Raw genomic sequence first — 23,001 nt, forward strand, 5'->3', positions numbered from 1 at the left:
CGACAATGACTCAGCTTCTAACTCCCACGACGATGATTCGCGAAAGCGACCTCGTAGAAACCCTCATGCTCGTCACCGTCCTTGACCGTGTGGAAGCCGCTGACGGGGTCGTACTGATCAGCGTGGGACGCGCCGACGGGAGCGAACTTCCTGAATGGCAGCCCGGCGCCCATATCGACCTTCGGCTGCGCGACGACCTCGTACGTCAATACTCGCTCTGCGGAGACCCCGAAGATCGGTCGCGCTACACCGTCGGTGTACTGCTCGAGCCCGAGAGCCGCGGCGGATCCAAGCACGTACACGAGTCGCTGCACGTGGGTGAGACGCTGCGAATCTCGCGTCCGCGGAACCATTTTGAGCTGGTGGATGCGGATAGCTACATTTTCATCGCTGGCGGCATTGGCATCACGCCGATCGCGTCCATGATCCGGGCCGCTGAACGTGCGGGGAAACCCTGGCAGCTCGCATACGGTGGCCGCAGTCGCCAGTCGATGGCTTTCCTCGATGAGCTTTCGCCGCATGCCGAGCGCGTCCAGGTGCTCGCCAAAGACGAGTCCGCTCGAATCAACCTCCCGGAACTCCTTGCGGCACCGGCCGAAGGGACCGCCATCTACGTCTGTGGGCCAGACCGGCTGCTCGACGAGACCGAATCAATTTGTGAAGCATCCTGGCCCAGCGGCGCGCTTCACCTCGAGCGCTTTACCGCGAAGGTAATCGACAATTCCGCGGACACCGCGTTTGAGATCGAACTCGTGCAGACCGGCAAGCGCGTCACGGTCGCGGCCGACCGGACCGTGCTGGAAACGCTGGCCGACGAGGGCATCCACGTCCTTTCTTCCTGCGGTGAGGGCACCTGCGGCACTTGCGAAACCCCGGTGCTGGAAGGCGAGGTCGACCACCGCGACTCGGTTCTCACCAAGGAAGAACAGGATGAGCAAGACTGCATGATGGTGTGTGTCTCACGCGCCAAATGCGCACTTCTCAAGCTGGATGTGTGACTTCTTGGGCTTCGTCACGCTCCATTGAGAAATAAAACGGGGATGCGGCCTTCTGCAACAGGCCGCATCCCCACTCTTTTATACGCATCCACCAATCGCCTCGCGGACCAGCCGCCAACCCTCGCTGAACAGCAGCCGACCCTCGCGGTGCTAATTTCGAAGCAGGCACGCGATAGGACGGATGCACATGGGCGGCTTTACAGCGTCGGCGATCCTCGCCGCATTCTTCGGGTTCTTGCTGCTACCGCTGGCGATCATCCCGTACGTCGCGTGGAGCAACCGTCGCGGTACGACCGGCTTTGGGCACGCGCTCATTAGCGCTGCGGGCCTGGTCTACCTCGTCGTGCTGTGGGCTTACACGATCCTGCCGCTCCCCGACCCAGCAACCCTGCAGTGCTCTGCCGAGGCGTATGGCCAGTTCGTTCCTTTCGACTTCATCCGCGAAGTCAACTGGAGCAACGCCCTCGCCGACTCCATGCTCCGGCAGGTGCTCCTCAACGTCCTGTTCTTTGTGCCCCTGGGAGCCCTGGTCCGGCACCTCTTCGGTACGCGCATTCTCACCACGGTGCTCATCGGCGCCGCGATTTCGCTCGCGATTGAGGTCACGCAACTCACCGGGATCTACGGCATCTACCCCTGCCCGTACCGCGTCTTTGACGTGGATGACCTGCTCGCGAACACCCTCGGGGCCTTCGTTGGTGCCTTCCTCGCCCCGATCCTCGCGAAGTTTCCGGGCCAGCACCGCCGCGATCCGCACGCCCCCGCAAAGGTCACCGCGGCACGGCGTCTCACTGGCGCGCTGGTCGACTTCATTAGCGTCGTCCTCATCGGTTTCGGGCTTCCCCTCGCCCTCGAAGTCACGCTCGCCCTCGCGTACCCGAATAGCTTCGCCGAGCTGCCCATCCACACCCATATGTCGTGGATCTACGCGGGAACGATCGCCGCAACCGCCATCGTGATGTTCCTCATTGTGCCGGCCACTACCAACGCGACGATCGGTCAGCACCTCAGCTATTTGCGCTCGGTACGCCCGGACGGCAGCGCGCCCGGCTTCGGCCGCACCCTCATCCGTTTCATCACCGGCGGGGGCCTCTACTTCATCCTGATCGCACTATCCACACTCGAGATTCCGTTCACCGGTGGCCTCGCGCACCTTTGGTTTGTGGCTTCGGTTCTGGTGATTTTGATCTTCAGCCCACGCGGAATCAGCGGCTTCGCCTCGGGGCTCGTGGTGGTGGATGCACGCGACCCCGATTCCGCGCATGCCGCGCGTCGGCGCATTGATGAGCCGCGGCGGATGAGCGCGGCGGTACTCGCGCTCGGCGGCACGATTTATCTAGGTTTTTCGCTTGTGCTCGGTATCAGCACCCTCCTACCAGCGGCAGGTCTCGGGCTCTCACTTCTGGGACTGGTGGCGCTCATTGCCTCAACACTCTTCCTTGCCGGTTACCTGCTGTTCAGCGGCGTCACGGTGCTTCGCCGAGAGGGACGCTCACTCGCAAACATGCTGGGGCTGCTCGCCCTCGCGGGGGTAACCGCAGTGCTCGCGGTGTTTGTAATCGCCGTACTCAACCAGATTTACTGGCTGCTCGTGCTCTCGGTCGCGGCGCTCGGCCTGACCGCATACCTCGGGTTTATCTTCTTCGCTTTCCTGCTCTACGGCCAGATCTACGCACGCCGCGAGCCACGGCCGGGGATGGCTGCGGTGGTGGTGCTCGGCTCGCGCGTGTTCGGCGACCGCGTGCCGCCGCTGCTGGCCGCGCGTATCGACCGGGGCATGGCCGCGCACCGTGCCGAGGTGGAGGCAGGCCGCGATCCGCTGCTGATTCTTTCGGGTGGCCAGGGTGCCGACGAACAGGTCGCCGAGGGTGAGGCGATGGCGAAATACGCGCTGGATGCGGGGGCCGAGCCGGCGCTCGTGCGGGCAGAGACCGCATCCACCACCACGGAAGAAAATCTCAAGTTCAGCCGCGAGTTGCTGCGCGCAGAAGCGCGTGGCGAGCGGATGCTCGTGGCCACGAATGACTACCATGCCTTCCGCGCTGCGCTTCTCGCTCGCAAGCTCGGCATCGACGCCCAGGTCGTCGGGGCGAAGACCGCGCGCTATTACTTCCCGAGTGCGGTGCTGCGCGAGTTCGCCGCGGTGCTTTTCCTCGAAAAGTGGCAGCACCTCGCGTTTGGCTTGGGGGTCACGCTCCTCAGCGGCGCGGTCGCCTGGATTATCGTGATTGGCTAAGCGCCCGCTAGTCGAGTTTGAATTCTGCGCGACGCCCCTCTGGCACGAGGTCGAGGAAGTCCTCACGGTTCCGGTCGATGGTGTGCAGCACGTAGGGGCAATACGGCAGGACGCCCAAACCGCGAGCCCGCGCATCCGCCAAAGCCTCGGTGACGAGCAGGCGTGCCAGACCCGGCACCGACTTCGACTTGTCGACCTCCGTGTGGATGAGCGCGATGTTTTCTCCACGCAACCGGTAGTCGATGAGCCCTAGTCGATCACTACCAGCCTCAATCACGTAGCGGTTGTTTTCGGCGTCATCGCGAACGATCGGGACTTCTCCGTTGACGAGCACTTCACTCATGCTGTGGCCTCCTTTGGTGCGTGCGAGGCAGGTCGGGTACTGGCGTGTGAGTCATGGCGTGACGCTTTCTGTGGTGGCGTGAATCGGTGCAGCGTCGTAGGTGACCCAGTTCGTGCGGGTGCCGACTTTGTCGTAGAGCGCTTGCTCCTGATGGTTATCGCTTGCCGTGATGCCACGGATGATCGAGCAGCCCTCCTCGCCCGCGATCTCAGCCACGCGCTGAATCAGCGCCCGCCCCGCGCCACCACCACGCGCGATCAGGGTCCTCCCTACGGATCACGACGCTGCAGCACATCTTCGTGCGGAATCAAGATTCCAAGTGTCTCGTGCTCTGCCTGATTGGCACATGACAAATTGTGCGAGATTCACGTCGAGAGGAAAATCCCGCGCCTGCCGCGAGTAAGCTCTTTTGAGTACAAGCAGAGTGCTCTTAACGCAGCGTGACGAAGTCCTGAACTCCACGCGAACAACGCAAGACATCTGCCTGAGGAGAAAGACACAAGTGGAACTCACCCTCATCGTGTTGCTAGTGATCGTGCTGGCGCTGTTCTTTGACTTCACGAATGGTTTTCATGACACCGCGAATGCGATGGCAACACCCATCGCGACCGGCGCGTTAAAGCCAAAAACCGCGGTATTACTGGCCGCAATATTGAACCTCATCGGCGCGTTCCTATCGACCGAAGTCGCCAAGACGATCTCCGGAGGCCTCATCAATGAGGGTGACGGAGGTGTGTTGATCACCCCCGAGATGATCTTCGCCGGGCTCATCGGGGCGATCGTGTGGAACCTGCTGACCTGGCTATACGGGCTGCCTTCGAGTAGCTCGCATGCGCTCTTCGGCGGACTCATCGGTGCCGCACTCGTCGGTGCCGGGTTCTCCGCGATCAACGGCGGCGTGCTGCTTTCGAAGGTCTTGATTCCCGCGCTTGCAGCGCCGCTGACCGCCGGTTTGGTCGCGTTCACGGCGACCAAGATCGCGTACGCAATCACGCGCCGACAGGACGGAAATAAGGACGGCCGCGGTCGGTTCCGGTACGCGCAGATCGCATCCTCTTCGCTGATCGCACTCGCACACGGCACCAATGACGCCCAGAAAACGATGGGTGTCATCACCCTGACCCTCGTCGCCGCGAATCTTCAGGCTCCCGGTACCGGCCCCCACTTCTGGGTTATTGCCGCCTGCGCGCTCGCCATTGCCATCGGCACCTACTCAGGCGGTTGGCGCATCATCCGTACGCTCGGTGCGGGTCTTACCCAGGTCAAGCCCGCACAGGGTTTTGCCGCCGAAACCTCCACCGCCGCCACGATCCTCGCATCCACCCACCTCGGCTTTGCGCTGTCGACCACGCAGGTTGCTTCGGGCTCGGTGATCGGCTCCGGCCTCGGCCGCCGCGGCTCGACGGTGCGGTGGCGCACCGCCGGCCGAATCGCCCTGGGCTGGCTCTTTACCCTGCCCGCCGCTGGTGCGGTAGGAGCGCTTGCGGCATTGATCGCACACCTCGGCGTGTTCGGCGTGATCTTCGACGCGGTAGTTGGATTTGGCTTCGTCCTCTTCATTTTCTGGCGTTCGAAGCGAAACCAGGTGACACCCACGAACGCGATCCCGATTTCCGATGTTGCTGAGTCGGGCTACGCGGTTCGCATCCGTAAGGGCAAGGCAAAGCGCGCGCGGCAAGTCGACGGTGGCGTACCGCAGCTCACGCCAGTCGCGCAGAGCGCGTTCTACGCTGACAAAGCCGCGAAGGAAGCCAAACGTAAATCGGCCGCCCAAGACCAGGAGCGAGCGGCGGGTTCACCGCCAAGCACCGAGGCAGAGCCTCCACAAGCCCCTCCGCAGCAGGACACGCCCCGACAAGACTCCGGGCGACAAGACACGCCGCGACAAGCCCCAGTGCAACAAGACCCGGTGCAACAAGACGCAGCCGAGCGACGCCCAGCCCCGGCAGCACACCAACCAGAACCCCGTGACGAGCAGAACGGAGACGACCGATGATCGATTGGATGGCATTCCTGATCGTGTTCGGCACTACGCTGGTCTCAGCGGCAGTGGTCGTTTCACTGTTCTCGCTGGGCATTCGATTCCTGGCGACTCCGGCACCTAAGGTGGCGCACGCAGACGGCAGCTTCGAGCCGAACGGGCCTTCTCGTGATGACGAAGATGACGACATCGATGAAATGGGTCGCCCGCGATGGGCGACGGGCCTTGCCTACCTCTGTTTCGGTCTCTCCGGCGTGTGCGTTCTCATCGGTATCTACCTGATTGTGCCCGCGCTTCACGGCTAGTCTGAAGTGCCATGACATGCTTCGCCATCGGCCACTCGACGCGTTCGATCGAGGAGTTCATCGCGCTGTTGCGAGATGCGTCGGTCACACTCGTGGTCGATGTACGGAAGCTGCCCGGGTCGCGCAAATATCCGCATTTCAATGCGGATGCGCTGGCCGAGTCGCTTTCTGAGGCTGGGATTGGCTATGAGCGGTCTGAGGGACTTACCGGCAGGCGCCGAGTGAGTATGATCATTCCCTTCGAGGTCAACGGCTTCTGGCGCAATCGCAGCTTTCACAACTACGCCGATCACGCGCTGACCGAAGAATTCGCGGCGGCGATCGAGGAACTCCGCACCGCCGCTTCCGAGCAACATGTCGCGGTCATGTGCTCGGAAGCGGTCTGGTGGCGCTGTCATCGGCGAATCATCGCCGACCATCTACTGGCCAAAGGCGACCAGGTCATCCACCTCATGGATGCTGGGAAGCAGTCCCCCGCATCCCTCACCGAAGGTGCCGTGATCGGCGAGGACGGGAAGGTTCGCTACCCCGCCCAGGCCGACGAGTAAGGGCCCGCACTGAGTCGAGCGCAGGCGCGTTTAGTCGAATTCGGGCGAGGTCGTGCGCGAACGCTTCAGCTCGTAGAAGTACTCGAATGACCCGAGCGTGACGGCGGCGTCGAAGATCTTGCCGGCCTGCTCGCCCCGTGGAATCCGCGTCATGACCGGGCCGAAGAAAGCCGTGTCGTTGAACGCGACCACGGGCGTGCCGACCTCGTCGCCCACCTTAGAGATACCTTCCTGGTGCGAGGCGCGCATTTTCTCGTCGAGCTCGTCGGTCTTCGCGGCGTCCAGGATGCTCGCCTCGAGTGAGAGGTCCGCGAGCGCACCGGCGACGGCGGCTTCAAAGTCCTTTTCGCCTTCGTTGTGGATGCGTGTACCGACAGCCGTGTAGAACTCGCCAAGCTTTTGGTCGCCGTGACGCTCCCACACCTGGGTGGCGGCGCGAGCGGGCAGCCACGCACGGTCCAAAAGCTTGCGGTAGCCCTCGTCGAGATCGCGGCCCTCATTGAGGACGGACAGCGACATGATGTGCCACTTCACCTCAATGTCACGCACCTGCTCTACCTCGAGAATCCAGCGCGAGGTGATCCACGCAAACGGGCAGATCGGGTCAAACCAGAAGTCAACGGTCTCGCGGGTCTGTTCGGTCATGACACTCCTTTAGTCGTTTTGGTTCTGTTGAAAATTTTGGAGCGCTTGAATCTTTCGGCTCCGTGAGATGACAACCTTGCGACGACAAACCGTATTCCACGGCGAGCGCTTACCAACTGATTTCTTGGGCGGTGAGGCGCGGAGCAAGTCGGCGAAATCAGTCGCCGAGCCAATACGTGTCAGCATCAATCAACCAGTGACTTCGAATCGTCAATGCCCGCTCCAGCCCCGCCAAAACGCTCGCCACTGCGAGCGTGGAGCCCAACCAACCGGGCACTTCAAGCGGGTTCGTGAAGGTGCCAAACCGCTCCGCAATGAAATCCATTTGCGAGATGAGCTCGATGACCCACGGCAGCAGCAGGACAAGACTGACCAACAGGATGGCGATCGCGAGCCAGCCGATAATTCGGCTCGCCACCGGGTGGTTGCGTCCGAATTTCGCGCGCCAAAATTCGGCGGTGCCCGGCATCGGCACGAGTTGCTGTTCTTGACCGTCTCGCAGCAGGTGGATGCGCGTCATCCCGTAAGTCGAGTCGGCCACCTCGATCTGCCCCTGATGGACCGGGAATTTCACCGGGAGCTTCGCCCGCAGGTGCTGACTGCCGTCGCGATAGAGCGCACAGCGGCTCTCGAGGTCGAAAAAGTTCACGTCGACGGCGTAACTCCGCGGCACTTCCTTGCCCTGCGCATCCGGCTCGATGAGCCGAATGCCGAACTGCGTGCGCCAGAGCGCTTGGACTCCACGCACCGGTTTGAGTGCGCTACCGTCACCGGGCTCGATTTTGGCCGCGTTCTTATCGGCTCGCGTCATTGAGGGATCCTTTCGTGGCTCAGTGTCACCGTGCCACAGAATATTTAAAGCCTCCCGCGCTCAGTAACAAGTCCGCAGCTACTTGCTTTCCTTGTGCTCGGATTCGCCGATCTTCCAATAACCGCGGATGTCAATCGCCTGCTTCGCGTGCCCGAGTTCCCGCAGCTGCTTGCGAATCGGCAATAGGCTCGTGGCTTCGGATGCAGCCCACAAGAAGGTATTCGCCTCAAGGTTTGGCATCGCCGTTGCGACCGCGTCACCGAGCGTCTGGCCATTGGCGCGGTGGAGCCAGCGGAGACTTGCACGCGGATGCACGGGCAACTCTCGCTCTCGGCTCGCCTCTTCGATCAGCACGAAGACATCGAGCGCGGCTTCGCGCGGTGCTTCCTCCAACCATCGCTCGATCGCGGGAAGTGCCGTCTCATCACCGGCGAGGAGATAGCGGTCATACCCGGTGGGGAACCGTGCAGAGCCGCGCGGTCCAAGAACTCCGAGAAGATCCCCTGGCTTGGCCGCAATTGCCCAGCGGCCAGCAGGTCCGTGCTCATGCAGCAAGAAGTCGATGGCGAGTTCGGGCTTTTCGGCGTTGACCCATCGAATCGTGTATTCGCGAAGCTCAACTCCGTCGGGTCGGTTGAGGCCACTTTCGTCGATCGTCGGCATCGTGACCTCGCCGGTGTCAGCGTTTGGAAGCACGAGTCGCACGTGGTCGGCAGGCGAAAACTGCCCGTAGGGAAGCGTGGCCTCAAGGTCTTCGCCGCCCAGAATAATGCGGCGCATATCGCTCGAGAGTTCTTCAACCCGCAGCACCGTGAGCAGTCGTGTTTTCAACGGGTACGGGGTTCGTTTAACAGCAAGCGTCGGAGCAGTCATGGAGTCCTTTAACGTGGTCGATTGCGCGCTCCAGCCAGACCGGCGAGCTGCGCATCTGGATATCCGTAGGTTACCAAACTATGTTTGAAACAAACAGGTTTGCCTATTTGCCGAAGGAATTATGAGCCCCGCCGAACACGATCCCGAACACGACACTGCCCGAGAACTGCGCATGTTGCTGGGTCCGTTGCGGCGTGAGCTCAAGCGCGCAACGCCCCCGCCAGCAGCAGCGGCCAGCCTCACATCGGCACAGGTCGAGCTCCTGCGCGCCGTCCAGCAACACGGGCCGCTCACCACCACGGAACTCGCCGGACACTTGTCGCTCGCCCGCCCCACGGTCAGTAATCTCGTGAAACAGCTCACGCAGGTCTCCCTGCTCTCTCGCGAGCTCTCCCCCATAGATGCTCGCGCGATCCTGATCGGTGTCACGGACGAGGCCCAGGGCATCCTTCGCGAGGCTGGCCGCCAACGGGTTGCCGTCCTACAAAACGCCATCGATAGCCTCTCGGCCGCCGACCGCCAGACGCTCGACGAGGCGCTGCCCGTGCTGCGCCGCATCCTCGAATCTTTACAGGATCGTGGGGCCCGGCACTATTAGCCGCTTGCGCTGTGCGTCTGCGGGTCGCGAAAACTGACAGGGTTGTGAAGTTAGCTGACTGGATGACGGAATCGCGAGACATGGCAGCGTTCGGGGAGGCGACGCGCACCTGGTTCTTGGGTGCGTTCGAGCAGCCGACCCGCGCGCAACGCGAGGCCTGGGAAGCGATCGCGACCGGCAGCCACACGCTCGTGGTCGCGCCGACCGGCTCTGGCAAGACCCTCGCGGCGTTTCTCTGGGCGCTGGATCGGCTCATCCATGATACTGAGGTGGCGACCGAGCCTCGCAAGCCCGGCACGCGCATCCTCTATATCTCGCCGCTGAAGGCGCTCGGGGTCGACGTCGAGCGGAACCTCAACGCACCGCTGGTGGGCATCGACCAGACCGCGAAGCGACTTGGGCTGCCGGCGAATGCGATCTCGGTCGGGGTCCGCTCGGGCGACACGAAGCCCGCCGAGCGCCGCCGGCTGCAGGCAAACCCGCCGGATGTGCTGATCACCACGCCCGAGTCGCTCTACCTCATGCTCACGTCCAGCGCCCGCGAGGGACTGCGAGCCGTCGACACCGTGATCGTCGATGAGGTGCACGCCCTCGCCGATTCCAAACGAGGGACACACCTCGCGCTCTCGCTCGAACGGCTGGATGCGCTGCTCACCTCGCCCGCGCAACGCATCGGCTTGTCAGCGACGGTGCGGCCGCTCGAGACGGTTGCGAAATTCCTCGGCGGCGCGGCTCCTGTGAAGATCGTCGCTCCCCCAAGTGAGAAGGCGTTCGATCTCAAGGTGGTCGTGCCGGTGGAGGATCTCAGTGATCTCGGTACGGTCGGAGGTCCCGGGCGGTCCGCGCGCGACGAAGGTGCCTCACAAAACCAGCACGCGCAGGACGATGACATTGTGTTCGGCGACTCCACCCAGTCCACCGATCCCCGCCACGGCTCGATCTGGCCGCATATTGAAGCGGAGATCGTCGACCGTGTGCTCGAACACCGCTCCACGATCGTGTTCGTGAATTCCCGGGGCCTTGCGGAACGGCTCACCGCAAACCTCAATGAGGAGTATCGCTCGCGTCTTGCCGAGGCTGCGGCACAGGCGGAATTCGCTGCCGCCACCGACAGTAACTCCAACGCCGACAGCGCTGCCGCCACCGATAGCCGCGCCACCGCCGATAGCAATTCCGCGAGCGCCGCGTCCCATGGCCCCGAAGCCAGTCTGCGAGGGGAAGCCAGCCCGCGAAGACACGCCAACCCGCAAACCGACGGCGCGCCGCACGACGAGGACACCCTCGCGCGCACTCACCACGGTTCAATGTCGAAGACCACGCGCGCCGCGGTCGAGGAGGCGCTGAAGTCCGGTGAGCTGCGCTGCGTGGTCGCGACCTCGAGCCTGGAACTCGGCATCGACATGGGCGATGTGGAGCTCGTGATCCAAGTGGAGGCGCCACCTTCGGTCGCCTCGGGGCTGCAGCGGCTCGGACGTGCGGGCCACCAGGTCGGCGGCACTTCGCGCGGGGTGATGTTGCCGAAGCATCGGGCGGATGTGCTGAATTCGGCGGTGGTCGCGGCAAGAATGCTTTCGGGCACGATCGAGCGCATTGAGCTGATCGAGAACCCGCTGGATGTGCTGGCTCAGCAGATCATCGCCGCCTCCGCGGTGGATGCCTGGGCGGTGGATGATTGGCTCGCGCTGGCCAGAAAAGCTTCCTCCTATCAGCGGCTTTCGCGAGCGCTGCTCGACTCGGTATTGGACCTCCTGGCCGGCCGCTATCCCTCGGATGAGTTCGCACACCTGCGTCCGCGAATCGTTTGGGATCGTGACGCCGATACCTTTACGGGCCGACCCGGCGCACAGCGACTTGCGGTGACCGGCGGCGGCACCATCCCCGACCGCGGCATGTACGGGGTATTCATGTACACCGGTGCCGAGGACGGTCCGGAATCCGAGGACGGCACCACCGCATCCAGCCGCCGCCCCGCGGGTACTCGCGTGGGTGAACTTGACGAGGAAATGGTCTACGAATCCCGCGTGGGCGACGTGATCGCACTCGGCTCGACTTCCTGGCGCATCCGCGAAATCGGGCCCGACCGGGTGCGGGTCACGCCCGCGTTCGGGCAGCCGGGTCGGCTGCCGTTCTGGCACGGCGATTCGATCGGGCGGCCAGCCGAGCTCGGTGCCGCGATTGGCGAGATGAGTCGAGCGATTGCGACGAAGGATGCGGTACCGGAGGGTCTCGAGGAAGTCCTCGACGAGCATGCGGCCACGAATCTTGTCGCCTATATTCGCGAGCAGGGCGAGGCTACCGGACAGGTGCCGAGCGACCGGGTGCTGGTGGTGGAGCGTAACCGCGATGAGCTCGGCGACTGGCGCGTAGTGCTGCATTCCCCTTTCGGTCGCCGCGTGCACGCACCCTGGGCGTTACTAGTGACCGCGCGGGTTCGCGAGCGCTTCGGGATGGAGGGATCGGCCGTCGCGAGTGATGACGGGATCGTGGTGCGCATCCCCGATATTGATGCCGACCCGCCCGGCGCGGAACTGTTCGTGTTCGAACGCGAAGAGATTAAGCCGACCGTCACTCGCGAGGTGGGCGCATCGGCGCTCTTTGCTGCCCGGTTCCGCGAGAATGCTGCGCGGGCGCTGCTGCTGCCGCGTCTGCATCCGGGAAAGCGCTCACCACTCTGGCAGCAGCGACTGCGGGCTGCGCAGCTCCTCGAGGTGGCCCGTCGCTATCCGGAATTTCCGATCATCCTCGAGACCGTGCGTGAGGTGCTCAACGACGTCTACGATCTCGAAGCGTTCACCGAACTGATCGCCCGCATCGAATCGCGCGAGGTGCGGATCACCGAGGTGGTCACCCCAGAGCCATCGCCGTTCGCACGCAATCTGCTGTTCGGCTACGTCGGGCAGTTTCTCTATGAGGGAGATCAGCCCCTCGCCGAGCGTCGCGCCGCCGCGCTCAACCTCGACGCGAACCTGCTTTCCGAGCTACTCGGCGCGACTTCGCTGCGGGAACTCCTCGATCAGGATGCGATCGACGACGTGGCAGCGGAACTGCAGAAGCGCGCGCCCGGGTTTCGGGCGCGCGACCTCGAGGGGGTTGCGGACCTGTTGCGATTGCTCGGGCCACTGAGCGAGACGGAAATTCTCGAGCGGTTTGGGGAGGATGCGGGACTGATGGATTCGGCGGAGTCCGCATCGCCAGAAGGCTCCGAGGCCAGTGCGAGTGATCCTTCCCGGCTGGCAGAAGTCCAGGCCGCGATGCCGGGCATCGCCCGCCTCGAAGAGGTTCAGGAGACCGTCACGCGTCTCGTCGACAGCAAGCGCGCCCTACGCCTGCGCATTGCGGGTACTGAGTGTGTGGCCGCGATCGAGGACGCCGCTCGCCTCCGCGATGCCCTCGGCACCCCGATTCCGATCGGCGTACCCGCGGCCTTCCTCGCGCCCGTTGAAGACCCGCTCGGCGATCTCGTCGCCCGGTTCGCACGCACGAACCCGCCGTTTACCACCGCCGAGGTCGCTGAACGCCTTGGAATCGGCCAGTCTGTCGCACTCGCTGCCTTGCAACAACTCGAGCTCTCCCACCGGATCGTGCGGGGTGAATTCACGCCTGCCCGAGTCGGTGAGGAATGGGTCGATGACCGGGTGTTGCGGCGCATCCGGGCCCGCACCCTCGCCAAGCTGCGGCACGAGGTCGAACCGGTTTCACAGGCTGCCTACGCGAGATTCTTAACCGAGTGGCAGCAGCTCGATGGCGACCTGCGGGGCGTGGATGGTGTATTCACCGTGATCGACCAACTGCAGGGCGCGCAGATTCCGGCCTCGGCATGGGAGTCGCTGATCCTGCCCGCTCGGGTGCGCGACTACTCCCCCGGGATGCTCGATGAGCTGATCATTTCGGGCGAGGTTCGCTGGCACGGGCACAGCGAAATCGGCCGCGCCGACGGGTGGCTGAGCCTGCACCTGAGCGATACCGAGCACCTCACCTTCGAGCGTCCGGAACTGCCCGAGGATGCATCCCCACTGGCAAAGCGTGTCGCCGCAGTCCTCGCGCGCGGCGGGGCGATGTTCCTGCCGCAGATCGTGACCGAGCTGACGGTTCAGACTGGCCTGGGCCCCGCATCCGCGCCGCCCTCACTCGAAGAAATTGCGGATGCGCTGTGGGAGTTGGCCTGGTTCGGAATCGCCTCGAGCGACTCGCTTGTCCCACTGCGGGCGCTGTTGGCCGGGCAGGTGGGGGCGCGGAGTTCCTCGAGCCGGTCGGCACCTTCGCACCGCACCGCGCGGCAGCCCGCGCGCGGACGCTCATTCCGGTCGTGGGCTGCCGAACGGAAGGCCGCACAGGTGCCACCTCGGGCAGCTGGTCGTTGGTCGCTAGCGGAATCCTTCGCCGAAGACGCGACTGTGAAAGCGCAAGCTGGCGCCGAACTGCAGTTGGACCGCTACGGGGTGGTGACTCGTGGTTCCGTGGAGGCCACCGGGATAGAAGGCGGCTTTGCGCTTGCCTACCGAGTGCTCGCGAAATTTGAGGAGGCCGGTCGCGCACGGCGCGGCTATTTCATCGCCGGACTCGGCGCCGCACAGTTCGCGACGGCCGGGGCGATCGACGCGCTGCGGCGTGCGGATGACGACCGTTTCGAGGAGAAACCACCGCTTCGAGCCGTCACGCTTGCCGCGACCGATCCGGCAAACCCCTACGGTGCGGCGCTACCCTGGCCCGAGCATGAGTCCACGCATCGGCCGGGGCGAAAGGCTGGCGGGCTCGTAACGCTCGTGGACGGTGAGCTGATGCTGTACGTGGAGCGCGGCGGGAAAACTTTGCTGTCATTCCTTGAGTCGGACTCTTTCGAGAACAACCCCGTCGCCCGAGCCGCCGCTGAATCGCTTGCCGAAACGGTGCGCCGGGCACGCATCCCCAACCTCGTGATCGAGAAAATCAACGGCGCCTATGCTCTCGAGGCGCCACTCGCGAGACTCCTCACCGATGCCGGTTTCGGGCAAATCCCGCGCGGCCTGCGGATGCGACTCTAAGGACGACGATGCCAGAGGGAGATTCCGCGTACCGCGCAGCCAAGAACCTGCACCGCTCGCTGACGGGGCGCTCGGTGAACCGCTTCGAGTTGCGCGTGCCGAAACTCGCGACCGCCTCGCTGCTCGGCGAAGAAATTCGCGGGGTGGATGCGCGGGGCAAGCACGTCCTGCTGCGCATCGGTGAGTACACGGTGCAGTCTCATTTCGGGATGGACGGGTCTTGGCGCATCGTTCCGCCAGCTTCCGCGGCACGAGCTGCTGGAAGGCGACCACGCCGCGGGCCGACGATTGCCTGGCCCGCTGCCCACCGCATCCGCGCAATCATCGGTACGGATGCGGCGATCGCCCTGGGCATCGATCTTGCGAAGCTTGATATGTGGCCGACAGCCGACGAGGAGGAACACCTCGGCTGGCTTGGTCCCGACCTCCTCGCCGAGACTCCCGATCTTGCCGAAGCGATCCGAAGGATCCAGCAGCAACCCGACCGCGAGATCACCGCCGCACTACTCGACCAGCGGAACCTTGCCGGGCTCGGCAATGAGTACGTCACGGAAATGTGTTTTCTGCTGGGTGTGCTGCCGAGCAGAACGGTGCGTGAATGCGGCGACATTGCGGAATGGGTAAGGCTCGGTCGCAGGCTGCTCCTCGCCAACCGCGACCGCGTCGACCGCACCTTCACCGGTGACTTGCGTCGGCCGACCTATGTATTCGGCAGGGCGGGTCAGCCGTGTCGCCGCTGCGGCACAATCATTCTCGAGGGCAAGCATGCATCCGGCAGCAAACAGCCGGGAGCCACCGTTCGCAACGCGGCTTGGTGTCCCAACTGCCAGTGCTGATCGGCGGGCAGAACGACCAACTGTGACCTGCGGTCGCCACAGGAGAGACTCCAGCCGGCACCTTTAGGCTGGGGAGCATGCCTTACCCCGCAGCCGCGCACGCCTCGAGCCCAGCAACCGTCCGATGAACCCGCTCATGAAGGCGGCCTTGGGACTCTTCGCCGCACCCCGGATCGACATGCGTGAAGACTACGGAAAGGTCCGCCGCGCACAGCGTTGGTTCGCATCCCTCTGGCGACCTGGCCTGCGAAATTCCTACCGGCAAACCACCGCAACCGTCGGCGACCGCAAAATTCGGGTGCGCATTTTCCAGCCAATCGAACGGCGCGGCGACGACATTCTGCTGTTCTTCCACGGCGGCGGCTGGGTCACCGGCGACATCGAAACCTACACCACCACCTGCCGGGCGATGGCCGAACTCACCGGCTGCCCCGTGGCCTCGGTGAACTACCGGCTTGCGCCTGAGCATCCATACCCCGCGGGGCTCGAAGACTGCTACGGCATCACCAAGCAACTATTGGAGGAGCCGCAGCGGGCCGGCATTTCGGATGCGCGAAATATTGTCCTGGTCGGGGATTCGGCTGGTGGCAACCTCGCTGCGGCGGTGTCGCTCCGGTTGCGTGATGAGGGCCATGTCGGGGTCACCCGGCAAATCTTGCTCTATCCGGTCACGCATTGGGATCACGATCCGACCACGTCCCCATTCGATTCGGTGCGCGAATATGGCGAGCATTTGCGGCTTACCAATGCCGAGGTGCAGGCATATATGGACCTCTATGTTCCGGATGCGCAGGCCCAGCGCGAGCCCTATGTGTCGCCGCTGATGGCGAAGGATTTTTCTGACCAGCCACGGACCCTGCTGATTTCGGCAGGGTGGGACTTGCTGCGTGACGAGGGCGAGGCCTACGGCAAGGCGCTGCAGGATGCGGGCAACGAGGTTCAGGTTCACCGCGTACCCGAGGCTCTGCACGGGTTCATTCAGCTGCCGCGGTTCACGCGACAGATGCGGGATGCTTACGAGGTCATCAACGCATTCCTCGATGAACCCGAGCACCGGCACGACGCTGCCAAACAGCCAGAAGCGGGCCCCGGCGCATGACCGATGGGGCACCTACGCGACGGAATTGGGTGCGGCTCGACAACGCATCCAATATCTTTCTGGCAGCCCGCAGCACCACCGACCCGAAGGTTTTCCGGATGAGTGTGGAGGTCGATCACGAGGTTGACCCCATGTTGCTGCAAGCCGCACTCGATGAGACCTACGATCGTTTTCCGCTCTTTCATGCCGTGTTGCGGCGCGGAATCTTTTGGTATTACCTGCAAGACAGCGATCTTCGGCCCACCGTCGCGGAGGACGATCAGTACACCTGCTTCCCGATCTATCAGACCGACCGCCGGAATCTCTTGTTCCGCATCCTCTATTACCGGCGCCGTATCATCCTGGAGATCTTTCACGCGCTCTCGGACGGCACCGGGGCGCTGTGGTTCGTCTCGGACCTGGTGACCGCCTATTTGCGGCTGAAATATCCAGACGAAGCACCGTCCGAGGTCAGCAATGCGGATGCGCCGCTTACTGAGCCGGAGGAGTCGCTGGCACAGACTCGTGGTCTCGTGCCGGATAGTTTTAGTCACCATTTCCGTCAGCATCGGAAGCAAGATCATCCAACCGCGGATTTCGATCACGTTGCAGCTGCGGCTACTGCTGAAACCGAAGCTGTGTCGGAAGCTGCGAAGGCACCGGTTGGTTCGGATTCCCGGTTGCGAGCTCTACTGCGCAGACCCGAGCAGAAGGTGTATCGGGTTCGAGGAGCTCGAACGCCGGATAACCGCGCGCGGGCTGTGGAGCTCACGGTCAACGCGAAGGCTGCGCTTGGGTTGGCCCGTGCCGAAGGGGTGTCGTTGACGACCTACCTCACCGCGCTGTTCTTCGAATCGATTCGCCGCTCGGCGGGTGACCTGGGCGATGCGCCCACAATGTCAGCTTCGATTCCGGTGAATCTGCGGCAGTTCTTCCCTTCCACCTCGGCCCGAAATTTTTTCGCGACCGTCCACGTCGAACACACGTATGGGGAGGGCTCCGACGATTTGGGATCGATCGCTCGAAATCTCGAGGAAGATTTCCGCCCGAAGGCGACTCCCGAGGCACTGGAGCAGAAACTTCGCCAGCTGATCCGGCTCGAGCGGCATCAGGTCATCCGTATTATTCCGCGGCCGTTCAAGGATGTGATTCTCCGGCTCCTCAATTGGGGTAATAACCGCGGTCTCACCGTCGCGATTTCAAACCTCGGGCGTGTGAGCCTTCCAGAGCCGGCGGATAGTCACGTCGATCGGATGTATTTCCATGTCTCCGCAGTTCGACCACAGTTCTGTGCGATGAGTCACGGAAACCAGCTCACAATTAGCTTTACTTCGCCCTTCGTCGAGACCGGGCATATTCAGGAATTTGCACGACACCTCACGGAGCACGGCGTTGAGGTTTGTGTTGCCGCAGCCGCCGTTACCGAGGAAGAGATCGCGGAGCTTTCTTCATGAACGGTTGCGAGGCCTGCAAGGTCACCATCGAAGGTGCTTGGATGCGCTGCCCGCTGTGCGGAGCATCCACCACGGGTACGGCGACGACGAGTCCTTTGCCTGCCGTGCCGCTCAAGTTTTCGCGGCGTCGATTGTTGACGGTGCTCGCCTTTAGTTCGTTGGGGCTGGTGGTCGGGTCCTTCGCTGTGCAGCTGTTTTTTGGGCACGACGGTGTTGGCGTTGTCCGATCGATTTGGCTGGGTGTGATGGCGATGTGGCTGGTTGTGCTCACGGCCGTTCGTAAGCGTCGCAATGTGGCGAAGAGCACGGTGTATCTCGTGCTGATCGTGGGCTTGATTTGTGTGTATTGGGACTATCTCACCGGCTGGAACGCCTGGAGCCTGACGTATGCGGTGCCCATCATGAGTGCTTCGGCGGTTGTGGGGCTATTGATCGCTGTTCGCCTGATGCGAATGGAACTCGGCGAGTATCTGGTTTATAGCGGGGTGACCGCACTGCTCGGGCTGCTGCCGATTCTTTTTCTGGTGTTTGGTTGGGTCACGAACCCGGTGCCGTCAATCATTTGCGTAGTGCTGAGCGCGATTATCTTGGTGCTGCAGTTGGTTCGAATCCGCTCAGTTGGTCACGAGCTCGGGAAACGCTTCCACCTCTAGGTGAGACCAGCCTCAATGCGCATGTAATCCTTTGGTTGACAGATCATGTCAACCAAAGGTTTACTTATTGCATGAAAGAAATCCAACAAGCCCAGCAGGCGCTTGGGGATGCCAAAGCGAACCTCAAGGCGACTGTCCAACGAGCCAGACGAGACGGACACACGTGGGCCGAGATCGGCACCGCGCTCAACATGACCCGACAGGCCGCGTTCAAGCGATTCGGCGAAGTTACCAACCCCGCAACCGGCAAAATCATCAAGGGAGCACTCATGTCCATCGAACAGATCACTAAGCTCACCGAACGGGTCTTTGAACTCATCAGCGCAGGCAAGTACGACGAACTTGAACCGCTCATCCACCCTGACGTGCGCGAGGAACTGCCAGCGTCACTCATTGCCGAAACTTGGGCGCGCGTCCTCGCGGAAGTCGGCGCGAAAGAATCCCTGTCTGACTCGCACGTCGCGCTACCAGCGGGCGAGCGCATCCTCGAAGACACGCAACTCATCGGCACCGTGGTCGGCGTTACGACCATCAACTGCGAGGCGGGCGAAGTAATGGGACGCGTGGCCGTGGACGATCAGCTGCGCATCGTGGGACTACTGCTCGTGAGCCCCGAACACACGCCGCTCCCCTTCTAGCCGCCCTCGCACCTGCATCCGATAACCAAATCACGCATTGCACGCCGCAACGGCACGCTCGCGAAGCACTGCAGCTGCCGAACAGAGCGCTAGGCAGTCTCCGGCAGCCGCCCCGTCAGCATCGTAAGTAGCAGCACATTCCTACACGGCGCATCCTCGGGGCACTCTACCCGGTGCACCACCTGAGGATGCAGGTGCGCAACCCGCCCCGGCGGCAAGTCGTACCGCACATCCCCCACCTTGAGCGAAATATGCCCCTCGAGGCACTGGATGGTGATCGGGTGCGCTGCCCGGTGGTCAGCGAGATACTGGCCCGGCCCGAAGGTCATCATGATGAATTCGGCCGCATCGCCGTTAAGCACGCGGGTGATTGCCGGTGCAATTCCTTCACGCACGTCGGGGGCAAGGTCCGGATGCAACAGCGTCGAGTCGCCCTCGAATTTCACCGATCCGCCCGGTATCCGCTCCGGACTGAGCAGGAATGATTCGCCGATTTCGCTCACTGGTTCTCCTCCCGACGGCGCAACACCATGCCGATGCCGCGCAGTTGATCTGAGTACCTATTGAACACTGCCCGCATGCCAAGAATCCGTTTCCGAATCTTCGGCTGCCGAAGGATGTTGAACGCGATTTTGAGCGTCCGCGGAACCCCTTCGTCCGCGATCATTCGTTGTGGCTTCAGCAAGGCCATAGGCGCCAGGCGCGTAGCAACCACGTCAAAGCCAGCTTGATCGGCAAGATCCTGCCACTCCGCAACCGTCATGGGCCGAGCGTTCACCCGGATCGTCTTCGCAAGCGCCTTGCGAATGTCATCCTTGACCTCGAAACCAACGCCATCGGGTACGAGTGCCAGTTCGTGAATCGCGTAGGTACCACCGGGGCGCAGGATGCGCGCAGCCTCGCGCATGATTTCAAGCTTCGTGCGGTCGCCTTGCATCGTGAGCATCGCTTCACACATGACCACATCCGCGGTATCAGCCTCGAGCCCGGTGCACTGTGCACTCGCGTTGACCACTTCGGGGTGCACGCCGCTACTCGAGACTTCTCGCAGCCGAGCGCGGGTGTTTTCGACCGCATCCGCATCCTCGTCAACCCCAACATAGCTCTTCGGGACGCGCAGAATGAGTTCCTTCGCGGTGATACCCAGCCCGGGCGCCAGTTCCACAACATCCTTACCCTGCAGCGTCAGCTGTGACACGAGCCAGTCGGTGGTTTCGCGACCACCGGGAGGCAGCACGCGCTTACCCACGCGAGCGAGCAGCCAGTGACCGGCCGCCTTTTCTGGGCTGCGCTTATGACCGGGCAGCTGCGGCGATCCTTCGGCATGTGCGTCGTTCATGACGCCCCTTCCCTCAACATAATTAGGTTTACCTAAGTTGCTTGGGAAGCTGCCTAGCAGTGACTGGCCCCGGCAGACTTTGCAGCTGACAGCATCCTTCGCCCCGGTCACCGAAGTTTTCGACCGTCAAGGTCGTGACAGAATGAATCCCAGATTCATTGAAGACGTCTAATAGTTCGCTCCCTCGAAGACACAATTTTCAGGCGCAGCGGCCGCCACTGAGTGAATCGGCAAAATAACCTTGCTAAGCACCGTCGAAAGGGACTGCATATGACCATGCCGAGAGTCACACCACAAGCCGCCTGGGACACCCTGGCACAGGGCAATCTTCGGTTCACCACCGGCGATCTGCTGCACCCTCAGCAGAGTGCCGAACGACGCGATGAGATTTCCTCAAGCCAAGCCCCCAATGCCGCTTTTCTCGGCTGTTCTGACTCCCGCGTAGCCGCGGAGATCCTCTTCGACTGCGGCCTCGGTGACCTCTTCGTGGTCCGCAACATTGGCCAGATTGCGAACGAGAACACGACCGCGACAATGGAATTTGCGGTCGAGGAACTCGGTGTCGCGGTGATCGTCGTCCTGGCGCACGGTTCCTGCGGAGCGGTCGCGGCAGCAATCAACCAGACCACCGCGGAGCCACGCGAAACCACTCCCGCAATCAAACGCGAGCTTGAACGCATCCAGCCTGCAGTGCAGGAAGAGTGGTTCAGTCAACATCAGGACACGCCCTATGTGGACCCGGACCTCATTGACAATGATGCTGTCGGTCGCCGTCACCTTTCAAGCACAATCAATGCGCTGATGCGTTCATCGCGTGTCATCAGCGACGCGGTCGCGAGCGGCCGTCTCGGCATCGTCGGCTGCCAGTACCGCCTCGAGGATGGGCACGTCGCACCGATTGCCTCGGTCGGGCACATCAAGTTCGACGCCTAACCACGCCATGGGCGAGGCTAGTCCTCGCAAAGCGGGATGCCCACACGTTCGGCTCTGAGCCGGAGCGTGCGGATCGCCTCGAGGTCTTCGATCGCCACTACGCTGTCACCTCTGCCTTGGCTTGCTCCACCTTGCTCGGATCGAGCAGCCATTCGGCAAGGCGCTCGCCGATCATGTACGAGGTCGTGTTGGTGAGCCCGGTTGTAACGTTCACCATCACCGAGGCATCCGCGACATAGAGCCCGTCGACGCCGTGGACGTTGAGGTACTGATCGACCACCGCCTGCTCATCGCCCGCCGGCCCCATGCGTGCCGTCCCAGCGGCGTGCAGGGAGGTCGATGACATGCCGCGAATGTATGCCTCGAGCTTCTCATCGTCCCTGATCGTGTCTTCATCGAGGAAACAAATCTCATCGATTTCTTCCCGCAGTGGCGAGGAATTGGCCAGCTCCCAGCAGAAGCGGACTGCTTCTTTGAGTCGTTCCATGTCACTTGGATGCGAGAGGAAGTTGACGTGCAGCTCCGGCTGGATATGCGGGTCACCAGAACTGAGCGTGATCCATCCGACGGAGCGCGGTTTGGCGAGCAGATTGTTCATCATGAGCGCCTTCTTGCCCTTGGTTTCGGCTGGGATGTTCATGGTGGCCGGATCGAGGACTGCGCCGAAAGTCATCATGTCGTTGAAGAGATTGCCGGTCGAAGTGTTGTAGCTACACATTGCCCGCACGCCGATCTTGTCGGTCGGTTCGCTCAGCAGCACGACGAATGGTGCGAAGGGGTGGTCCTGGAAGTTCTTCCCCACAGCTTCATTTATGTGGACGGGCTCGATGTCGAATTTCTTGAGCACTTCTTCCGGACCAATGCCCGAGAGCATCAAGAGGTGCGGCGTGTGCATAGCGCCGCCGCAGAGGACGACACGGTCAGCGTAGATCTCTTCGATTTCGCCGTTGTGCTCGACCTCGACGCCGACGGCACGCTTACCTTCAAAGAGGACTCGACGGGCGAGCGTGTCAGCCTTGATCGTCAGATTGGGGCGCTTTCGCGCTTCCGCGAGGTAGGTGATGAGGCTCCCCGCGCGCAATTCTTCCGGGCCCTCGAGATTTCGAGGAGTCGGCCCCACGCCGCTGACAGAATCGGCATTAAAGTCTTCGACTCGCGGGAAGCCTCGCTCGACCAGTGCCTCAACGAGAGCGCGGGTACCGGCAGACCAATCCTCTTCAAAGTGTCGTTTGATCGTGATCGGCCCGTCAGAACCGTGTCCGGGGCGGTCACCAAAGTCCTGGTCGTTTTCGAGTTTCACAAAATATGGCCGCGTTTTCTCATATGACCACTCGGGGTTGCCTGCCTCGACCCAGGTGTCAAAGTCCTCGCGAGCACCGTGAACGGCAATCGCCGCGTTTACCGACGAAGAACCCCCAACAACCCGACCACGAGGATACGGCATCGCTTCACGTGCTTCTGGCGGCTCAATAAAGTAGGCCTTCAGCCCCCAGTCGTGCTCGCTAACGCTCATCTCCCGCGCGTCGCGGATATCGTCTGGGATGGCCGCGCCGTCCGGGTAGTCAGGACCGGCCTCGATCAAAACCACTTCTTCTTCGGGCGATTCGCTCAGCCGTGAGGCAAGCACTCCACCACCGCTACCGGCACCAATAATTATCGTCTTCGTCATTGAGATCTCCCTTGATCTGTCGAACAGACAAACTCCTCACTC

The 23,001-nt window shown here is 62.6% G+C and carries 21 protein-coding genes; 13 read left to right on the forward strand and 8 right to left on the reverse strand.

Going from position 1 to position 23,001, the window contains the following annotated elements; all coding sequences use genetic code 11:
• Positions 1–5: 5 nt before the first annotated feature.
• Entirely contained in the window at positions 6–998 is a 993-nt protein-coding gene (locus F8O05_RS01175; protein ID WP_225735661.1) for a PDR/VanB family oxidoreductase, read from the forward strand.
• Between the two features lie 187 nt (positions 999–1,185).
• Positions 1,186–3,234: an ElyC/SanA/YdcF family protein gene (locus tag F8O05_RS01180; protein ID WP_192496973.1), complete on the forward strand. Its 2,049-nt coding sequence runs from the start codon at positions 1,186–1,188 to the stop codon at positions 3,232–3,234.
• Between the two features lie 7 nt (positions 3,235–3,241).
• Here F8O05_RS01180 and F8O05_RS01185 read toward each other — a convergent pair whose 3' ends face one another.
• Positions 3,242–3,577 (reverse strand): GNAT family N-acetyltransferase, encoded by a 336-nt coding sequence (locus tag F8O05_RS01185; protein WP_158050923.1) that lies wholly within the window; start codon positions 3,575–3,577, stop codon positions 3,242–3,244.
• A gap of 51 nt (positions 3,578–3,628) precedes the next feature.
• Positions 3,629–3,838: a GNAT family N-acetyltransferase gene (locus tag F8O05_RS01190; protein WP_158050924.1), complete on the reverse strand. Its 210-nt coding sequence runs from the start codon at positions 3,836–3,838 to the stop codon at positions 3,629–3,631.
• 241 nt (positions 3,839–4,079) lie between these two features.
• Between F8O05_RS01190 and F8O05_RS01195 the strand changes: the two genes are divergently transcribed.
• From F8O05_RS01195 to F8O05_RS01205, 3 genes are read left to right on the forward strand one after another with little or no spacing between them, the layout of a single operon-like run.
• Positions 4,080–5,573, forward strand: a complete 1,494-nt coding sequence (locus tag F8O05_RS01195) for an inorganic phosphate transporter (RefSeq protein WP_158050925.1) — start codon at positions 4,080–4,082, stop codon at positions 5,571–5,573.
• Positions 5,570–5,863: a hypothetical protein gene (locus F8O05_RS01200; protein WP_158050926.1), complete on the forward strand. Its 294-nt coding sequence runs from the start codon at positions 5,570–5,572 to the stop codon at positions 5,861–5,863. The genes F8O05_RS01195 and F8O05_RS01200 overlap by 4 nt, the downstream gene beginning before the upstream one ends.
• 11 nt (positions 5,864–5,874) lie before the next feature.
• Positions 5,875–6,411 (forward strand): DUF488 domain-containing protein, encoded by a 537-nt coding sequence (locus F8O05_RS01205; RefSeq protein WP_158050927.1) that lies wholly within the window; start codon positions 5,875–5,877, stop codon positions 6,409–6,411.
• 30 nt (positions 6,412–6,441) lie between these two features.
• Here the strand turns inward: F8O05_RS01205 and F8O05_RS01210 are convergent, their stop codons facing one another.
• The 3 genes from F8O05_RS01210 to F8O05_RS01220 form a co-directional block, all read right to left on the reverse strand.
• A complete protein-coding gene (locus tag F8O05_RS01210) occupies positions 6,442–7,056 on the reverse strand; it encodes a mycothiol-dependent nitroreductase Rv2466c family protein (RefSeq protein ID WP_158050928.1) in 615 nt (204 codons plus the stop codon).
• A 157-nt stretch (positions 7,057–7,213) separates the two neighbouring features.
• A complete protein-coding gene (locus tag F8O05_RS01215) occupies positions 7,214–7,867 on the reverse strand; it encodes a hypothetical protein (RefSeq protein WP_158050929.1) in 654 nt (217 codons plus the stop codon).
• Between the two features lie 78 nt (positions 7,868–7,945).
• Positions 7,946–8,740 (reverse strand): siderophore-interacting protein, encoded by a 795-nt coding sequence (locus F8O05_RS01220; protein ID WP_158050930.1) that lies wholly within the window; start codon positions 8,738–8,740, stop codon positions 7,946–7,948.
• A gap of 121 nt (positions 8,741–8,861) precedes the next feature.
• Here F8O05_RS01220 and F8O05_RS01225 point away from each other — a divergent pair, with 121 nt between their 5' ends.
• The 7 genes from F8O05_RS01225 to F8O05_RS01255 all read left to right on the forward strand — a co-directional run bounded on the left by F8O05_RS01225 (position 8,862) and on the right by F8O05_RS01255 (position 19,018).
• Positions 8,862–9,338, forward strand: coding sequence for a MarR family winged helix-turn-helix transcriptional regulator (locus F8O05_RS01225; protein ID WP_158050931.1), 477 nt, complete (start codon positions 8,862–8,864; stop codon positions 9,336–9,338).
• A gap of 62 nt (positions 9,339–9,400) precedes the next feature.
• The gene (locus tag F8O05_RS01230; RefSeq protein ID WP_158050932.1) at positions 9,401–14,359 is read left to right on the forward strand and encodes an Lhr family ATP-dependent helicase; all 4,959 of its coding nucleotides are present in this window, start codon (positions 9,401–9,403) and stop codon (positions 14,357–14,359) included.
• 8 nt (positions 14,360–14,367) lie between these two features.
• A complete protein-coding gene (locus F8O05_RS01235) occupies positions 14,368–15,195 on the forward strand; it encodes a DNA-formamidopyrimidine glycosylase family protein (RefSeq protein WP_158050933.1) in 828 nt (275 codons plus the stop codon).
• Positions 15,196–15,319: 124 nt separating this feature from the next.
• Positions 15,320–16,294, forward strand: coding sequence for an alpha/beta hydrolase (locus F8O05_RS01240; protein WP_158050934.1), 975 nt, complete (start codon positions 15,320–15,322; stop codon positions 16,292–16,294).
• A complete protein-coding gene (locus F8O05_RS01245; protein WP_158050935.1) occupies positions 16,291–17,727 on the forward strand; it encodes a condensation domain-containing protein in 1,437 nt (478 codons plus the stop codon). Before F8O05_RS01240 ends, F8O05_RS01245 begins: the two co-directional genes overlap by 4 nt.
• Positions 17,724–18,380, forward strand: coding sequence for a DUF6320 domain-containing protein (locus F8O05_RS01250; RefSeq protein ID WP_158050936.1), 657 nt, complete (start codon positions 17,724–17,726; stop codon positions 18,378–18,380). The genes F8O05_RS01245 and F8O05_RS01250 overlap by 4 nt, the downstream gene beginning before the upstream one ends.
• Before the next feature lie 71 nt (positions 18,381–18,451).
• Positions 18,452–19,018, forward strand: a complete 567-nt coding sequence (locus F8O05_RS01255) for a hypothetical protein (protein WP_158050937.1) — start codon at positions 18,452–18,454, stop codon at positions 19,016–19,018.
• Positions 19,019–19,107: 89 nt separating this feature from the next.
• Here the strand turns inward: F8O05_RS01255 and F8O05_RS14880 are convergent, their stop codons facing one another.
• Together F8O05_RS14880 and F8O05_RS01265 are read right to left on the reverse strand one after the other, a co-directional pair.
• Complete coding sequence (locus F8O05_RS14880; RefSeq protein WP_225735662.1) at positions 19,108–19,521, reverse strand: cupin domain-containing protein; 414 nt, start codon at positions 19,519–19,521, stop codon at positions 19,108–19,110.
• Entirely contained in the window at positions 19,518–20,357 is an 840-nt protein-coding gene (locus F8O05_RS01265) for a class I SAM-dependent methyltransferase (protein WP_158050938.1), read from the reverse strand. Before F8O05_RS01265 ends, F8O05_RS14880 begins: the two co-directional genes overlap by 4 nt.
• A 270-nt stretch (positions 20,358–20,627) precedes the next feature.
• On the opposite strand from F8O05_RS01265, the gene F8O05_RS01270 reads away from it, so the two are divergent.
• Complete coding sequence (locus F8O05_RS01270) at positions 20,628–21,290, forward strand: carbonic anhydrase (RefSeq protein ID WP_158050939.1); 663 nt, start codon at positions 20,628–20,630, stop codon at positions 21,288–21,290.
• Positions 21,291–21,387: 97 nt separating this feature from the next.
• Here F8O05_RS01270 and F8O05_RS01275 read toward each other — a convergent pair whose 3' ends face one another.
• Entirely contained in the window at positions 21,388–22,959 is a 1,572-nt protein-coding gene (locus tag F8O05_RS01275; RefSeq protein WP_158050940.1) for a GMC family oxidoreductase, read from the reverse strand.
• Between the last annotated feature and the right edge of the window lie 42 nt (positions 22,960–23,001).

Source organism: Gulosibacter chungangensis (assembly GCF_008831155.1).
Classification (GTDB): domain Bacteria; phylum Actinomycetota; class Actinomycetes; order Actinomycetales; family Microbacteriaceae; genus Gulosibacter; species Gulosibacter chungangensis.

Bases quoted from the DNA above. Each gene is read 5' to 3' on its own strand.
- F8O05_RS01220 (WP_158050930.1), bottom strand. From the start codon at position 8,740: ATGACTGCTCCGACGCTTGCTGTTAAACGAACCCCGTACCCGTTGAAA.
- F8O05_RS01205 (WP_158050927.1), top strand. From the start codon at position 5,875: ATGACATGCTTCGCCATCGGCCACTCGACGCGTTCGATCGAGGAGTTC.
- F8O05_RS01265 (WP_158050938.1), bottom strand. From the start codon at position 20,357: ATGAACGACGCACATGCCGAAGGATCGCCGCAGCTGCCCGGTCATAAG.
- F8O05_RS01235 (WP_158050933.1), top strand. From the start codon at position 14,368: ATGCCAGAGGGAGATTCCGCGTACCGCGCAGCCAAGAACCTGCACCGC.
- F8O05_RS01215 (WP_158050929.1), bottom strand. From the start codon at position 7,867: ATGACGCGAGCCGATAAGAACGCGGCCAAAATCGAGCCCGGTGACGGT.
- F8O05_RS01200 (WP_158050926.1), top strand. From the start codon at position 5,570: ATGATCGATTGGATGGCATTCCTGATCGTGTTCGGCACTACGCTGGTC.
- F8O05_RS01250 (WP_158050936.1), top strand. From the start codon at position 17,724: ATGAACGGTTGCGAGGCCTGCAAGGTCACCATCGAAGGTGCTTGGATG.
- F8O05_RS01175 (WP_225735661.1), top strand. From the start codon at position 6: ATGACTCAGCTTCTAACTCCCACGACGATGATTCGCGAAAGCGACCTC.
- F8O05_RS01270 (WP_158050939.1), top strand. From the start codon at position 20,628: ATGACCATGCCGAGAGTCACACCACAAGCCGCCTGGGACACCCTGGCA.
- F8O05_RS01225 (WP_158050931.1), top strand. From the start codon at position 8,862: ATGAGCCCCGCCGAACACGATCCCGAACACGACACTGCCCGAGAACTG.
- F8O05_RS01185 (WP_158050923.1), bottom strand. From the start codon at position 3,577: ATGAGTGAAGTGCTCGTCAACGGAGAAGTCCCGATCGTTCGCGATGAC.
- F8O05_RS01180 (WP_192496973.1), top strand. From the start codon at position 1,186: ATGGGCGGCTTTACAGCGTCGGCGATCCTCGCCGCATTCTTCGGGTTC.
- F8O05_RS01255 (WP_158050937.1), top strand. From the start codon at position 18,452: ATGAAAGAAATCCAACAAGCCCAGCAGGCGCTTGGGGATGCCAAAGCG.
- F8O05_RS01245 (WP_158050935.1), top strand. From the start codon at position 16,291: ATGACCGATGGGGCACCTACGCGACGGAATTGGGTGCGGCTCGACAAC.
- F8O05_RS01240 (WP_158050934.1), top strand. From the start codon at position 15,320: ATGAACCCGCTCATGAAGGCGGCCTTGGGACTCTTCGCCGCACCCCGG.
- F8O05_RS01210 (WP_158050928.1), bottom strand. From the start codon at position 7,056: ATGACCGAACAGACCCGCGAGACCGTTGACTTCTGGTTTGACCCGATC.
- F8O05_RS01275 (WP_158050940.1), bottom strand. From the start codon at position 22,959: ATGACGAAGACGATAATTATTGGTGCCGGTAGCGGTGGTGGAGTGCTT.
- F8O05_RS01230 (WP_158050932.1), top strand. From the start codon at position 9,401: ATGACGGAATCGCGAGACATGGCAGCGTTCGGGGAGGCGACGCGCACC.